The 14,930-nt window shown below is 44.7% G+C and carries 12 protein-coding genes, 16 tRNA genes and 3 rRNA genes; 6 read left to right on the top strand and 25 right to left on the bottom strand.

The features are described 5' to 3' along the window. Nucleotides 1-102: 102 nt before the first annotated feature. From NSQ11_RS04505 to NSQ11_RS04485, 5 genes are all read left to right on the top strand, one after another. A complete protein-coding gene (locus tag NSQ11_RS04505; protein WP_281215836.1) occupies nt 103-906 on the top strand; it encodes a DUF2262 domain-containing protein in 804 nt (267 codons plus the stop codon). A gap of 18 nt (nt 907-924) precedes the next feature. Further along, nucleotides 925-1,614, top strand: coding sequence for a DUF1963 domain-containing protein (locus NSQ11_RS04500; RefSeq protein WP_148780310.1), 690 nt, complete (start codon nt 925-927; stop codon nt 1,612-1,614). A 64-nt stretch (nt 1,615-1,678) separates the two neighbouring features. After that, a complete protein-coding gene (locus tag NSQ11_RS04495; protein WP_342494588.1) occupies nt 1,679-1,972 on the top strand; it encodes a hypothetical protein in 294 nt (97 codons plus the stop codon). A 117-nt stretch (nt 1,973-2,089) separates the two neighbouring features. Further along, complete coding sequence (locus NSQ11_RS04490; protein ID WP_024719924.1) at nt 2,090-2,281, top strand: hypothetical protein; 192 nt, start codon at nt 2,090-2,092, stop codon at nt 2,279-2,281. 71 nt (nt 2,282-2,352) lie between these two features. Next, a complete protein-coding gene (locus NSQ11_RS04485; RefSeq protein ID WP_342494587.1) occupies nt 2,353-2,898 on the top strand; it encodes a histidine phosphatase family protein in 546 nt (181 codons plus the stop codon). A gap of 42 nt (nt 2,899-2,940) precedes the next feature. Here NSQ11_RS04485 and NSQ11_RS04480 read toward each other — a convergent pair whose 3' ends face one another. The 23 genes from NSQ11_RS04480 to NSQ11_RS04370 form a co-directional block, all read right to left on the bottom strand. After that, complete coding sequence (locus NSQ11_RS04480; protein ID WP_342494586.1) at nt 2,941-3,645, bottom strand: hypothetical protein; 705 nt, start codon at nt 3,643-3,645, stop codon at nt 2,941-2,943. Between the two features lie 119 nt (nt 3,646-3,764). Beyond that, nucleotides 3,765-4,559, bottom strand: coding sequence for a phosphotransferase (locus NSQ11_RS04475; protein WP_342501283.1), 795 nt, complete (start codon nt 4,557-4,559; stop codon nt 3,765-3,767). A 415-nt stretch (nt 4,560-4,974) separates the two neighbouring features. Further along, a complete protein-coding gene (locus NSQ11_RS04470) occupies nt 4,975-5,400 on the bottom strand; it encodes a hypothetical protein (RefSeq protein WP_019743955.1) in 426 nt (141 codons plus the stop codon). Between the two features lie 254 nt (nt 5,401-5,654). After that, nucleotides 5,655-5,736: transfer RNA gene (locus NSQ11_RS04465), tRNA-Leu, on the bottom strand. 38 nt (nt 5,737-5,774) lie between these two features. Further along, nucleotides 5,775-5,863: transfer RNA gene (locus NSQ11_RS04460), tRNA-Leu, on the bottom strand. 14 nt (nt 5,864-5,877) lie between these two features. Beyond that, nucleotides 5,878-5,948, bottom strand: a tRNA-Cys gene (locus NSQ11_RS04455). Between the two features lie 5 nt (nt 5,949-5,953). Beyond that, nucleotides 5,954-6,028 (bottom strand) — tRNA-Gly (locus NSQ11_RS04450). A 7-nt stretch (nt 6,029-6,035) separates the two neighbouring features. Beyond that, nucleotides 6,036-6,107, bottom strand: a tRNA-Gln gene (locus tag NSQ11_RS04445). A 9-nt stretch (nt 6,108-6,116) separates the two neighbouring features. Continuing rightward, nucleotides 6,117-6,192 (bottom strand) — tRNA-His (locus NSQ11_RS04440). A 24-nt stretch (nt 6,193-6,216) separates the two neighbouring features. Further along, nucleotides 6,217-6,290: transfer RNA gene (locus tag NSQ11_RS04435), tRNA-Trp, on the bottom strand. Between the two features lie 13 nt (nt 6,291-6,303). Further along, nucleotides 6,304-6,388: transfer RNA gene (locus tag NSQ11_RS04430), tRNA-Tyr, on the bottom strand. Nucleotides 6,389-6,403: 15 nt separating this feature from the next. Beyond that, nucleotides 6,404-6,476: transfer RNA gene (locus NSQ11_RS04425), tRNA-Thr, on the bottom strand. 6 nt (nt 6,477-6,482) lie between these two features. Then, a tRNA-Phe gene (locus NSQ11_RS04420) sits at nt 6,483-6,558 on the bottom strand. Nucleotides 6,559-6,577: 19 nt separating this feature from the next. Beyond that, nucleotides 6,578-6,654, bottom strand: a tRNA-Asp gene (locus NSQ11_RS04415). Between the two features lie 14 nt (nt 6,655-6,668). Continuing rightward, nucleotides 6,669-6,745, bottom strand: a tRNA-Met gene (locus NSQ11_RS04410). A gap of 15 nt (nt 6,746-6,760) precedes the next feature. Then, nucleotides 6,761-6,836: transfer RNA gene (locus tag NSQ11_RS04405), tRNA-Val, on the bottom strand. Nucleotides 6,837-6,868: 32 nt separating this feature from the next. Beyond that, nucleotides 6,869-6,943: transfer RNA gene (locus NSQ11_RS04400), tRNA-Glu, on the bottom strand. 17 nt (nt 6,944-6,960) lie between these two features. Further along, nucleotides 6,961-7,051 (bottom strand) — tRNA-Ser (locus NSQ11_RS04395). 4 nt (nt 7,052-7,055) lie between these two features. After that, a tRNA-Asn gene (locus NSQ11_RS04390) sits at nt 7,056-7,130 on the bottom strand. A gap of 9 nt (nt 7,131-7,139) precedes the next feature. Further along, nucleotides 7,140-7,255 (bottom strand): 5S ribosomal RNA (rrf, locus tag NSQ11_RS04385). Nucleotides 7,256-7,364: 109 nt separating this feature from the next. Beyond that, nucleotides 7,365-10,295 (bottom strand): 23S ribosomal RNA (locus NSQ11_RS04380). A 182-nt stretch (nt 10,296-10,477) separates the two neighbouring features. Continuing rightward, nucleotides 10,478-12,026, bottom strand: a 16S ribosomal RNA gene (locus tag NSQ11_RS04375). Together the 16S, 23S and 5S rRNA genes with 16 tRNA genes alongside form the textbook arrangement of a ribosomal RNA operon. A gap of 318 nt (nt 12,027-12,344) precedes the next feature. Further along, complete coding sequence (locus NSQ11_RS04370; RefSeq protein ID WP_079919190.1) at nt 12,345-13,223, bottom strand: nucleotidyltransferase-like protein; 879 nt, start codon at nt 13,221-13,223, stop codon at nt 12,345-12,347. 189 nt (nt 13,224-13,412) lie between these two features. On the opposite strand from NSQ11_RS04370, the gene NSQ11_RS04365 reads away from it, so the two are divergent. Continuing rightward, entirely contained in the window at nt 13,413-13,760 is a 348-nt protein-coding gene (locus NSQ11_RS04365) for a YgzB family protein (protein WP_007496750.1), read from the top strand. Nucleotides 13,761-13,795: 35 nt separating this feature from the next. Here NSQ11_RS04365 and perR read toward each other — a convergent pair whose 3' ends face one another. After that, complete coding sequence (gene perR, locus NSQ11_RS04360; protein ID WP_003217782.1) at nt 13,796-14,233, bottom strand: peroxide-responsive transcriptional repressor PerR; 438 nt, start codon at nt 14,231-14,233, stop codon at nt 13,796-13,798. Nucleotides 14,234-14,392: 159 nt separating this feature from the next. Then, on the bottom strand, nt 14,393-14,860 hold the full coding sequence (gene bcp, locus NSQ11_RS04355; protein ID WP_007496746.1) for a thioredoxin-dependent thiol peroxidase: 468 nt from the start codon (nt 14,858-14,860) through the stop codon (nt 14,393-14,395). Nucleotides 14,861-14,930 lie beyond the last annotated feature (70 nt).

The raw sequence follows: 14,930 nt of genomic DNA, 5'->3' as shown, positions 1-14,930 counted from the left end.
CCTAAAAAACAGTTTTAAGCAAAAAAAGCTTGATTTCCCCTGCCAATGTACGGTGTGATAAAGGTATAGCTCCATCAAATAAATCAAGCTGGGGGACATCCTATGAAATCAAACAAACAAATCAACATATTTGAACAAAGATTCTCAGAAGAAGTGATAGACATCATGGCTGTTACAGGACCTTCTGGAGTCGGCGCAGGAAAAGCAGGAAAAGAAACTCTTTGGACTGCTTCAATCCCACTCATTGCATGGAAGGAAAAAGACCGCATCATAACCGAAAAAGTGAGACTGTGCTGGTTAACAGATGAAAAGGGATTACGGGAAAAACAAGCGCAATTACATAAAGAATCTATCGTCACACTTCAAGTACGTAAAGGTGAAGGTGAATTTATGCTCGTTTCACTTGTTGATACAGATACTGAAGATAAGGAACTTCAAGAAATATTAGAAGAAGCTCAACAACCTATCTTTTACCACGATGACAAGCTGGGTACCTTTGAATTAGTGAAAGGACTAGACTTATTTGAAACAACCATCCAGTGGGGCAATGAGGAGTGCCTTCTTTACTTCAATCTTGAAGAAGAGGAAGAAATGAATGACTCTCTGAAAACGGCTAGACAACTCGTAGAAGAGCAGACGACATGGGATGCCTCCATGAAGTCATATGCAGCAAATCAGCTGATTGAACTAGCAAAAGATTGGCAGGAACAAGACGACTCCGCTGAAAATTCAAAAGAGATCACACCGGATCAATTTATCAGCCGCATCTCACTTGAAAGCCTCCATGCTTATCCAAATGGAGAATTCGAAGCCTACTATCATGACGGAGATTTATTTTGGGGACATGTCATCATTGTCTCTGGCAATATGAATGGAACGTTCCAAGATGCACACATTGCTGGCTAAAGAATGGGGGATGGATAAATGAAGATCAAAGCTTTTGACGAATTAAATCAACTAGGAAAAACACCTATTGTAGCCAAAATAGGCGGGTTTCGCCCTGATCCATCTAAGTACAGCTGGTTTGCTGGTCATTTTTTCATCCAACGTGATAAAGGGTGGCCGGCAGATCAAGATGGAGCTATGATCCCCATTTTACAAATGTATTTACCCGAAGTACCAGGGGGAATGAACGGCTTTGATGAATGTAAGTTGATTCAAATTTTCATCAACAAGAAAACCCTTCCGATCGATATCGCCAAAAACGGTGAGGGCTGGAAACTCATTGAATATTCATCAATGGAAGGATTAGAAATCGCTGAGACCCCTGAAGAAGTGAAAGGAATGAAACCTTTCCAGATAGAGTGGCTCGAAGGGGAACAACCGGATTATCCATGCTGGGAGGAAGCTTGGTCATACGTTGACTTATCAGAGGTTAATGAAAGTGAAGAAGCGACAGATCATTTCTTCGAGCATTACTCAAATTACTCGTTCACAAAAATCGGTGGATACGGAGCTTACATCCAATCTCCTCCCCACCAGATGTCAGGAGAATTCATGCTACAAATCGCCTCAGAAGAAAAACCTCGGTTCATGATTGGTGATAACGGCACGATGTATTTCTATTACGACAAAGACAATAAAGAATGGTTCATGCACTGGGATTGTTTTTAAAACCAATTGAAAGGAACCATTCCCCTTTCTAAACGTAATAAACGATATGAAGGGGGCTAGTGATATGGGATTCATTTTAGACATCTTCAATCTTGCTCTGTATATCCCTTTTCTACAGGTAGATGAAGAAGATATATCACGGAATGCAGCACAGCTAAAAAAACACAGCTGGTTTCAAGCGTTATTAAATGATCAAACGAACAGAGAGCTGATCATTTATGATCAAGGAGTCCGCCGTGTAATTGGTCAATTTAAGACGAGTAAACTCCATAAGAAGCCATACAACATCAGATGCGAACGAAAGGTACAACAAGCCATACACCGTGCCACGTCAAAACACGGAAAGATCCGCACTTAGCTGTGGCTCTTTCCGTACAAATGTAATAAATCCTTTTGAAGAAAACAATTGACGCTCGGACAACTCTCCCCGTATATTATGTATAAATCCATCTTTTTTTAGAAAAGGGGGCCTCACATGCGCTTGTTTAAGAACTGGAGAAAAAAGCAGCACAAACAGCCGATTACTTCAGATACGCAAGAAGACAGCATCCCAATTAATTTTTCCACCCTTCCCTTTGGCACAGACACCATAGATGATTTTTTGTTCAACTTAGACCTAACCTCCAAACTCATAGATCCATACAAAGAAGCAGACACGAACAAATAGAACCTAAACTTTCGTGAACCCTCATCCAATATTGGATGATTTTTTTATACTTAGAGGAAGGTGTACACCCTATGAAGACATATTATTTCGTCAGACACTGTCAAGCAGATGGACAATCCGAGGATGCGTCTTTAACGACTCAAGGCATCACACAATCGCATGAACTCGCACAGCTTTTTTCCGGCATTCAGCTCAATCAGATCATCTCAAGTCCTTATAAACGAGCGATCCAAACCGCTGAGCCCCTTGCTCATGCCAAACAGATCAAGGTACAAATTGATAAGCGTCTCTCTGAACGTAAGTTAAGCAGAAAACCAATGGAAGATTGGTATGAAAAACTAAAGCTCAGTTTTTCGGACATGCATATGACCTGTGAAGGCGGAGAGTCGAGCCAAGAAGCGATGAATCGTATTGTAGAGGCACTCTATGAACAAATAAAATTAGGAAGAGATCATACTTTATTCGCCACTCATGGCAATATTATGAGCCTGCTTCTAAAATACGCCGATCCCGCAATTGGATTCAAGGAGTGGGAACAACTAAGCAATCCAGATGTCTACATCCTGAAATATTTTAAAGCAGACCATGTAGAAATAGAAAGAATATGGCATAAATAAAAAAGGCAGGGTTGACCCCAGCCTTTTTCTTATGAAAAACAACTATCGGTGATAGTAAAATGTCTGTACCCACTCATAGGGCTTATTACGATCCGCACACCATTTCACAAAGCCTCTTGTCTCCGTCTGCTGAAATTCCTTCCAGTCCGATAAAAGCTGGTTATAGTAGACTGCTAGTTTTTCAACATTGGTTTGAACCTTTTTATCTTCGATCAGTTTCATGACATCTTGAATCCCTTGAATTCGCTCATGATCTTTCTCATAGGTGCTTAAATAAAGATCTTCATGTATATGATGAAACGAATACCACAAAGCCGAGAAATAGGTTTCGCAAATTTGAACAATCACTCGCTGCTCTTTGCTGCCTCCCAGCTCTAGTGCCTTCAATAAATAGGGCAGCCCTTCCCCCTGATGCACAAACAAGCCTTGCCAGCGATACGGTCTCACATCCATTGGATCAATATTTTCCCACTCTTGAAGAACAGGGCGGATCACCCCATTTACCAATGGATACACAAGCAAATGATGACCATCCTCAAAACGTTCAATGTAATCAAACAGCCAAGCAACAAATGAACGCCGTGCTGTAAATTCGTTCTTATTCATCTCTTCAACAAAAGACTGAAGAACCTTTAACGCATCTTTACGCAGACCCTGTTCTTTCCTGACACAGTACTGTCTAAAAAGCGGATAATCATGTGATCGCTCATCTTCAATAATAGTCTGTAGTATCGTCTTCGTTTGCAAGATAACAACTCCGCCTCTTTACATTCATTCTATTGAACTATTATAACCAATTGTAACATCCACATGAAACTAGTAAAAAGATGAGTTGTCCTTTTTCTTTTATAAAACCCTTGGCATCCTCAAATCCATTCTTTTCTGTGTTCATGAATGAATTGTATGTCTTTTTGATAATGTTCAAGGTGCCCCTCATGAATCATTTTTTGAAAAGCTCTATCCCCTTCACTCGCTTTTCGCTTCATGTATTGACATAGACCTTCTAAACGCAGTAACACCATGTCCACATAATCTTCTGGTATTTCCTCACCATAAGCTTCAAAAAACAGTTTGACTCTATACTTTATATGGGCTGCATGCTCTAATGTATGATAATTTACGACCTCCCCTGTTTCAGTACGAAAAAACCTACTGAGAGGGACACAAGTATAGAGAGTATATGCAATATCCCAAAGCCTTGGACCAGGGGCAGCTACATCAAAATCAATGATTCCCACTGGCTTTTTATTTTTGAAAATAATATTGTACATCGCAAAATCATTATGGCACACAACCTCTATGTTGTTAGGCGTATTGTCCATTCGTTCCCAATCGTCTGAAATGGGAAAATCACAAACAGCATCATGATACAGTCTAAGCATTTTCGCTATTTCTTTTAAAGCATTGTGAGAGCACATGTATTCTTTTAAGGGATCATAACCGGCCACACCTTCAATGAAGGACAAGATCTCTCTACCTTTTTCATCAACCCCTAAAAACGTTGGAGCATAGGAGAAATTCTTTTTTTCTAAATGCTTTAGCAGCTTTTGTATATTCATATTGTCTGACTTTCCCTCTCTGCGAACCGTATCTCCCGAACGATATACGTTGGAGACATTTCCACCTGTCAATAACTCTTCATGATCATTTTGTTTTTTCATAAATTCTCCCCCAAACTGGGTCACAATGATGATGCCAGCTAAAGATGTGCATGTACCCACAAATATTCATTTAGTTACACAAAGGTAATTCACTGTTTTATGTGAATGCGCCAATCCATTCTGTTTCCTTATATGGTTAAATGTATCGTACCAAATGTTGCAAATCATCTAAAGTTTATTCTGTTAAAAGTAGTACATGCTCATTCTGTTCTAATAGGATTCTATTTTCATCTAAATAACTCATTTAAACCACAAAATAACGTTTCACCACGAGGGTGAAACGTTGGGTTCACGGTAAAAACCAAACTTTTAATAGATACCGGTGGCCGGAGTCGAACCGACACTCCGTGATAAATGATTCCAAAAAGGCAAGGTATACCCTCTTAAAGTAAAGCACCTGTTAATGAAATAAGAATTAAAGTTCTTCTTGATATATTGCTGATTTTATCGGCTTTAAAGTCAAAGGAATTTTAAACTCATGAATACTTTCAATATGATGAAAAAAATAATCTATATCGTCATAATCCATTGACCATTCTTCTACTACCTTTAACTTTTTTAACTCGCTTGTTGGTTTAAATAAAAATTCACAGTGCAGTTGTTCCATGTGAGAATAATCATCTTCTTCATAAATTGTAAACTGACGTACAAAATCAAGATGAAATAGTTCCTCTCCTGTAAAATCATAGACACCACACTGAAATAAAATTTCTTTATCTTCTTCGCCCTCAACGGCCTCCTTTGAAAAAGCCTTAAATGTTTCCCAAACCTTATTTATCTCATCGGTATCTTCACCGATGCTATCTTTAAGATAACTTTCAGCATTTTTAACCGTAATCATTACAACACCTCCTATGTACAATTGATCCAATCCATCTTCAATTGTCCTGCCCCTTTAGTTTAATCATAAGGTAACCATCAATAAAGTAAAAGTTAATCTCCTTTGAACACGATTTGAAGTAATTTTTCCGTGTGAAAAATCAGCTAAACAACAAATAAAAAACGCCCTCCTACAATTTGTAGAAAGACGTTTTAAACGTTAATATTCCTTAATTCTTCTGTAATTGACGATAATAAAGAATATCTTAAACTAGATACCGGTGGCCGGGGTCGAACCGGCACTCCGTGAGGAACACGATTTTGAGTCGTGCGCGTCTGCCAATTCCGCCACACCGGCATGATCATTAAAGAGCGCAACTTATAATAAATAAAAAATGGTGCCGAGGGCCGGACTTGAACCGGCACGGTAGTCACCTACCGCAGGATTTTAAGTCCTGTGTGTCTGCCAATTCCACCACCCCGGCAGTCTTTTCAAAAAAGGCGACACCCGGATTTGAACCGGGGATAAAGGTTTTGCAGACCTCTGCCTTACCACTTGGCTATGCCGCCATAATTGGAGCGGAAGACGGGATTCGAACCCGCGACCCCCACCTTGGCAAGGTGGTGTTCTACCACTGAACTACTTCCGCATATCAACTGGGCTAGCTGGATTCGAACCAACGCATGACGGAGTCAAAGTCCGTTGCCTTACCGCTTGGCTATAGCCCAATAATAAAATGGGGCGATTGATGGGAATCGAACCCACGAGTGCCAGAGCCACAATCTGGTGCGTTAACCACTTCGCCACAACCGCCATAGATGTTATGAATCATATAATTGGCAGGGGCAGTAGGAATCGAACCCACACCGGAGGTTTTGGAGACCTCTGTTCTACCGTTAAACTATGCCCCTATGAAAATAAAAATGGTGGAGGGGGGCGGATTCGAACCGCCGAACCCGGAGGGAGCGGATTTACAGTCCGCCGCGTTTAGCCACTTCGCTACCCCTCCACATTTGAAAAACAGTGCCGGCAAGAGGACTTGAACCCCCAACCTACTGATTACAAGTCAGTTGCTCTACCAATTGAGCTACACCGGCAAATAGTGGTGGCTCGGGACGGAATCGAACCGCCGACACACGGATTTTCAGTCCGTTGCTCTACCAACTGAGCTACCGAGCCAAGTATTCTTTTTAAAAAATGGCGGTCCGGACGGGACTCGAACCCGCGACCTCCTGCGTGACAGGCAGGCATTCTAACCAACTGAACTACCGGACCAATAAAGATAAATTTGGTTGCGGGGGCAGGATTTGAACCTGCGACCTTCGGGTTATGAGCCCGACGAGCTACCGAACTGCTCCACCCCGCGACGATATAAAAGATATGGTGGAGGATGACGGGCTCGAACCGCCGACCCTCTGCTTGTAAGGCAGATGCTCTCCCAGCTGAGCTAATCCTCCGAATAAAATGCTGGTATGTATTTCTATAAAAATGGTGACCCGTACGGGATTCGAACCCGTGTTACCGCCGTGAAAGGGCGGTGTCTTAACCGCTTGACCAACGGGCCCTTTATTATGTAAATTGTGGCGGAGAGCAAGGGATTCGAACCCTTGAGACGGGGTTACCGCCTACACGATTTCCAATCGTGCTCCTTCGGCCACTCGGACAGCTCTCCAAATTGGCTCCGCAGGTAGGATTCGAACCTACGACCGATCGGTTAACAGCCGATAGCTCTACCACTGAGCTACTGCGGAATGAAGAAAGCCTGGCGATGTCCTACTCTCACAGGGGGAAACCCCCAACTACCATCGGCGCTGAAGAGCTTAACTTCCGTGTTCGGTATGGGAACGGGTGTGACCTCTTCGCCATCATCACCAGACAATTTAGTGACAAAAGATATTATACTATGTATTACAAATAAATCAAGAGATTTTTGAAAAATGTTCTCTCAAAACTAGATAACAATGTTCATTTTTCACATTAGAATATAGGTTAAGTCCTCGATCTATTAGTATCTGTCAGCTCCACGTGTCACCACGCTTCCACCTCAGACCTATCAACCTGATCATCTTTCAGGGATCTTACTTCCTTGCGGAATGGGAAATCTCATCTTGAGGGGGGCTTCATGCTTAGATGCTTTCAGCACTTATCCCGTCCGCACATAGCTACCCAGCGATGCCCTTGGCAGAACAACTGGTACACCAGCGGTGCGTCCATCCCGGTCCTCTCGTACTAAGGACAGCTCCTCTCAAATTTCCTGCGCCCGCGACGGATAGGGACCGAACTGTCTCACGACGTTCTGAACCCAGCTCGCGTACCGCTTTAATGGGCGAACAGCCCAACCCTTGGGACCGACTACAGCCCCAGGATGCGATGAGCCGACATCGAGGTGCCAAACCTCCCCGTCGATGTGGACTCTTGGGGGAGATAAGCCTGTTATCCCCGGGGTAGCTTTTATCCGTTGAGCGATGGCCCTTCCATGCGGAACCACCGGATCACTAAGCCCGACTTTCGTCCCTGCTCGACTTGTAGGTCTCGCAGTCAAGCTCCCTTGTGCCTTTACACTCTGCGAATGATTTCCAACCATTCTGAGGGAACCTTTGGGCGCCTCCGTTACATTTTAGGAGGCGACCGCCCCAGTCAAACTGCCCACCTGACACTGTCTCCCTGCCCGATAAGGGCAGCGGGTTAGAAGGTCAATACAGCCAGGGTAGTATCCCACCGATGCCTCCACCGAAGCTAGCGCTCCGGTTTCCAAGGCTCCTACCTATCCTGTACAAGCTGTACCAACATTCAATATCAGGCTGCAGTAAAGCTCCACGGGGTCTTTCCGTCCTGTCGCGGGTAACCTGCATCTTCACAGGTACTATAATTTCACCGAGTCTCTCGTTGAGACAGTGCCCAGATCGTTGCGCCTTTCGTGCGGGTCGGAACTTACCCGACAAGGAATTTCGCTACCTTAGGACCGTTATAGTTACGGCCGCCGTTTACTGGGGCTTCAATTCGCACCTTCGCTTACGCTAAGCGCTCCTCTTAACCTTCCAGCACCGGGCAGGCGTCAGCCCCTATACTTCGCCTTACGGCTTCGCAGAGACCTGTGTTTTTGCTAAACAGTCGCCTGGGCCTATTCACTGCGGCTTCTCGGGGCTTTAACACCCTAAGAAGCACCCCTTCTCCCGAAGTTACGGGGTCATTTTGCCGAGTTCCTTAACGAGAGTTCTCTCGATCACCTTAGGATTCTCTCCTCGCCTACCTGTGTCGGTTTGCGGTACGGGCACCTCTCACCTCGCTAGAGGCTTTTCTTGGCAGTGTGGAATCAGGAACTTCGCTACTAAATTTCGCTCGCCATCACAGCTCAGCCTTCACGGGAAACGGATTTGCCTATTTCCCAGCCTAACTGCTTGGACGCGGATATCCAATACCGCGCTTACCCTATCCTCCTGCGTCCCCCCATTGCTCAAATGGTGAGGAGGTGGTACAGGAATATCAACCTGTTGTCCATCGCCTACGCCTTTCGGCCTCGGCTTAGGTCCCGACTAACCCTGAGCGGACGAGCCTTCCTCAGGAAACCTTAGGCATTCGGTGGACGGGATTCTCACCCGTCTTTCGCTACTCATACCGGCATTCTCACTTCTAAGCGCTCCACCAGTCCTTCCGGTCTGACTTCACTGCACTTAGAACGCTCTCCTACCACTGTTCGTAAGAACAGTCCGCAGCTTCGGTGATACGTTTAGCCCCGGTACATTTTCGGCGCAGAGTCACTCGACCAGTGAGCTATTACGCACTCTTTAAATGGTGGCTGCTTCTAAGCCAACATCCTGGTTGTCTAAGCAACTCCACATCCTTTTCCACTTAACGTATACTTTGGGACCTTAGCTGGCGGTCTGGGCTGTTTCCCTTTCGACTACGGATCTTATCACTCGCAGTCTGACTCCCAAGGATAAGTCATCGGCATTCGGAGTTTGACTGAATTCGGTAACCCGGTAGGGGCCCCTAGTCCAATCAGTGCTCTACCTCCGAGACTCTTACCTTGAGGCTAGCCCTAAAGCTATTTCGGAGAGAACCAGCTATCTCCAGGTTCGATTGGCATTTCACCCCTACCCACACCTCATCCCCGCACTTTTCAACGTGCGTGGGTTCGGGCCTCCATTCAGTGTTACCTGAACTTCACCCTGGACATGGGTAGATCACCTGGTTTCGGGTCTACGACCACGTACTCATGCGCCCTATTCAGACTCGCTTTCGCTGCGGCTCCGCATCTTCTGCTTAACCTTGCACGGGATCGTAACTCGCCGGTTCATTCTACAAAAGGCACGCCATCACCCGTTAACGGGCTCTGACTACTTGTAGGCACACGGTTTCAGGATCTATTTCACTCCCCTTCCGGGGTGCTTTTCACCTTTCCCTCACGGTACTGGTTCACTATCGGTCACTAGGGAGTATTTAGCCTTGGGAGATGGTCCTCCCGGATTCCGACGGAATTTCACGTGTTCCGCCGTACTCAGGATCCACTCTGGAGAGAACAACATTTCAGTTACAGGGCTGTTACCTTCTTTGGCGGGCCTTTCCAGACCTCTTCGCTTATATCGTTCCTTTGTAACTCCGTATAGAGTGTCCTACAACCCCAAGAGGCAAGCCTCTTGGTTTGGGCTGTTCCCGTTTCGCTCGCCGCTACTCAGGGAATCGCATTTGCTTTCTCTTCCTCCGGGTACTTAGATGTTTCAGTTCCCCGGGTATGCCTTCTCATACTCTATGTATTCAAGTATGGATACTACTCCATTACGAGCAGTGGGTTTCCCCATTCGGAAATCTCCGGATCAAAGCTTGCTTACAGCTCCCCGAAGCATATCGGTGTTCGTCCCGTCCTTCATCGGCTCCTAGTGCCAAGGCATCCACCGTGCGCCCTTTCTAACTTAACCATTTCTTACTTTAGAAAGAATCACTATGTGTGATGAACTTTGCATTGCATTCAATGTGAATGTATTACTTATTGTTATCTAGTTTTCAAAGAACAATCCTGTCTCGCTAGAGACATGTTTGAAGGAATGATCCTTCAAAACTAAACAAGACGAAAAACGTACGCTGCTCCATATATCCTTAGAAAGGAGGTGATCCAGCCGCACCTTCCGATACGGCTACCTTGTTACGACTTCACCCCAATCATCTGCCCCACCTTCGGCGGCTGGCTCCATAAAGGTTACCTCACCGACTTCGGGTGTTGCAAACTCTCGTGGTGTGACGGGCGGTGTGTACAAGGCCCGGGAACGTATTCACCGCGGCATGCTGATCCGCGATTACTAGCGATTCCAGCTTCACGCAGTCGAGTTGCAGACTGCGATCCGAACTGAGAACAGATTTGTGGGATTGGCTAAACCTTGCGGTCTCGCAGCCCTTTGTTCTGTCCATTGTAGCACGTGTGTAGCCCAGGTCATAAGGGGCATGATGATTTGACGTCATCCCCACCTTCCTCCGGTTTGTCACCGGCAGTCACCTTAGAGTGCCCAACTGAATGCTGGCAACTAAGATCAAGGGTTGCGCTCGTTGCGGGACTTAACCCAACATCTCACGACACGAGCTGACGACAACCATGCACCACCTGTCACTCTGTCCCCGAAGGGAAAGCCCTATCTCTAGGGTTGTCAGAGGATGTCAAGACCTGGTAAGGTTCTTCGCGTTGCTTCGAATTAAACCACATGCTCCACCGCTTGTGCGGGCCCCCGTCAATTCCTTTGAGTTTCAGTCTTGCGACCGTACTCCCCAGGCGGAGTGCTTAATGCGTTAGCTGCAGCACTAAGGGGCGGAAACCCCCTAACACTTAGCACTCATCGTTTACGGCGTGGACTACCAGGGTATCTAATCCTGTTCGCTCCCCACGCTTTCGCTCCTCAGCGTCAGTTACAGACCAGAGAGTCGCCTTCGCCACTGGTGTTCCTCCACATCTCTACGCATTTCACCGCTACACGTGGAATTCCACTCTCCTCTTCTGCACTCAAGTTTCCCAGTTTCCAATGACCCTCCCCGGTTGAGCCGGGGGCTTTCACATCAGACTTAAGAAACCGCCTGCGAGCCCTTTACGCCCAATAATTCCGGACAACGCTTGCCACCTACGTATTACCGCGGCTGCTGGCACGTAGTTAGCCGTGGCTTTCTGGTTAGGTACCGTCAAGGTGCAAGCAGTTACTCTTGCACTTGTTCTTCCCTAACAACAGAGCTTTACGATCCGAAAACCTTCATCACTCACGCGGCGTTGCTCCGTCAGACTTTCGTCCATTGCGGAAGATTCCCTACTGCTGCCTCCCGTAGGAGTCTGGGCCGTGTCTCAGTCCCAGTGTGGCCGATCACCCTCTCAGGTCGGCTACGCATCGTCGCCTTGGTGAGCCGTTACCTCACCAACTAGCTAATGCGCCGCGGGTCCATCTGTAAGTGACAGCCGAAACCGTCTTTCATCCTTGAACCATGCGGTTCAAGGAACTATCCGGTATTAGCTCCGGTTTCCCGGAGTTATCCCAGTCTTACAGGCAGGTTACCCACGTGTTACTCACCCGTCCGCCGCTAACATCCGGGAGCAAGCTCCCTTCTGTCCGCTCGACTTGCATGTATTAGGCACGCCGCCAGCGTTCGTCCTGAGCCAGGATCAAACTCTCCGAGGTATGCAGGATGCATATCACACATGCGTTGCTACACGATGTAGCGAACTTAGCATGTGATCATTTCCTGCCTCGTCAGCGTTTGACTGACTACCTATGATGTATCATAGGATTTTTTTATAAAAACTCGAATTAACAGGTACGTTTTGTCTTGTTTAGTTTTCAAAGATCATCTTCGTTATCGCTCAGAGGCGACTTTCTTAATATAACATTTGAGCACCGTGTGCGTCAAGTGTTTTTCTGAATTTCTTTTTGTCCGCTTTTCTTTCAAAGCAACTCAGTTGCTCATTAGCGACGTTTAATAATATACCATCATAATATTCATACGTCAATATCTTTTTTAACAAAATATCCTCGATGATAGATTTTTTGCCCCTTCGTCTCAATTGGCTCTACTAGCACAATTCCTTTTTCCACAAAGAAATCAATCATCACACTAAGATCAGGTGTGAAATGTTTGAGATCAGGATGTGCAAGAAGCTCGCCAAACAGCCAAATATCCTGCTGTTCCATGACATGACGCAAATGAGCCGCACCAATTTCTGCTTTTGAATGAATCAAGAAATCATTCGCTAGGAATAAAAGTTCTAACCGCTTATGAAGACTTTCGTGGCTTTCAATCAACTCTGAATAAAGTTTATATACTTCCGGCTCCATATGACGTACTTGGTTCCAAACGGTCACTTCTGGGTGGAAGCCTTTATCAATCACTTCAATACGCGCCAGATGATGCAGGGCATGCACAATGGAATTATATGCATCGAGGAATTGATTTGATTCAAAAAATGCTTTTCCTTCTATATATCTGCGAATGAGCTTGCCATATTCTAAACCAATTTTGAGCTTACGGTTAGAAAACGGGAATGTACTCAGTTCATCAATCAAGTTGAAAATATATTCATTTCGATCAAACAGGACTTTTCCGTTTAAAATCCAATCAATAATCCGTCTGTTGGTACCTAAGGTAATCCATTCCTTCAACTGATCATCTGTGACAACATTTAAAGAAGCTGTTTGGTGACCGGATTCATAGTGCTTAATAAATAACGGTTCTTCCGCATCCTTTACGATGACTAGAAGCGCTGCATCAAAGTTATCCGTCTCAGAAGATACTTTATGTCTTCTTTCTACTATAATCACAGCTAATGTATCTGGATGACTTGCTCTCTCTTGATAAATAGGACGGAGAAGATTTTCCATAGTGATTCCTCCAATACTCGGGTGTAAGGTTCTTCTCTAATGCTATGTATTTCTCCTCATAGAATCAAAATTCCTTCAATACATGAAAAAAGATCGTTGAATCATTATAAGCAATTTATTCACAAAACTCTATAACTAATTCAAACAGAAAGGTAAAATGTGCTATATTGGAGATAAGGGGGACTAGGGATGGCGAAATACTCCAGTAAGATTAATAAAATCAGAACATTTGCACTTAGTTTGGTTTTTGTTGGTTTTTTGATCATGTATATCGGTGTGTTCTTCAAGGAATCGGTCTGGCTGTCGACCTTCTTTATGCTACTCGGCGTGTTATCGATTGGATTGAGTACAGCCGTTTACTTTTGGATCGGTATGCTTTCTACGAAGGCAGTCCGGGTCGTATGTCCAGGCTGCGAGAAGGAAACAAAAGTGCTTGGGCGGGTGGACATGTGCATGCATTGCAGAGAGCCACTTACACTCGATCCAGCATTAGAAGGCAAAGAGTTTGATGAATCCTACAATCGAAAAAAGTCATAAAAATAAGCTGACCATTCAACTGGTCAGCTTTTTCATTAATGATTTTCTTTTTTTGCACATTCTTGACAAGTGCCATAGATCTCCAAGCGATGATGACTTACTGTAAAGCCTGTCACATGGGATGCAAGCTGTTCTACTTCATCAAGGCCAGGATAGTGAAAGTCAACGATCTTTCCGCAATTTTCACAAATCGCATGGTAATGGTCAGATGTCGCAAAATCAAATCGGCTTGAGGAATCCCCATACGTTAACTCTTTTACTAATCCAGATTCCCGGAAGACTCGTAAATTGTTGTAAACCGTTGCTACACTCATATTAGGAAATTTTCCTTCAAGTGCCTTATATATATCGTCCGCGGTTGGGTGTGTCATAGAATTTACGAGAAACTCCAAGATGGCATGGCGCTGCGGAGTAATTCGAACACCGGTTTCTTTTAGAGCATCTAAAGCGTCTTTTAGTTCGTGAGCAGCCATTTCATCATGCACCTCTCTTTTCAAAAATATTCTTATATTATAATCTTTATAAATAGTGTACCCCCAGAGCCGAAACTTTGTCAATTACAATCCTCTTTTTTACCTATTCTTCTATACAAAAAAGACCGGCACGACTGCCGATCTCATCACGTCAACATATTAAGCGTGAGCTTTCAGTTCCTCAAGCGCTTCTTCCACATGATCTTTCACCTTTACTTTACGCCACTCTTTCACAAGCTTTCCTTCTTTATTAATAAGAAACGTTGAGCGTTCAATTCCCATGTATTCCTTACCAAAGTTCTTTTTCAGCTTCCATACACCGAAAGCTTCAGACAATTTTTGTTCGTCATCTACAAGAAGCAGGAAAGGTAAGTCATGTTTTTCTTTAAACTTTTGGTGCTTGTCTTGACCGTCTGGGCTTACGCCGATGATCACAGCATCTAATTCCGCAAAGCTTTGATGGCGGTCACGGAAATCACAAGCTTCCGTTGTGCACCCCGGCGTCATATCTTTTGGATAAAAATAAAGGACAATGTGTTTCCCTTTAAAATCAGAGAGCTTTACTTTCTCTCCATTATCACCGAGTAATTCAATATCAGGTACTTGCTGCCCCACTTCGATTGTCATGATACAATCCCTCCAACCTATTTTTTCATTAGCCTATCCAATTTCGAGAAGATATTCAACTAAGGACGCT

It is taken from the genome of Bacillus sp. FSL W7-1582 (assembly GCF_038593325.1).
In the GTDB taxonomy this organism is placed as follows: Bacteria; Bacillota; Bacilli; order Bacillales; family Bacillaceae; genus Bacillus; species Bacillus altitudinis.
This window is presented reverse-complemented; position numbering and strand designations above follow the sequence as displayed.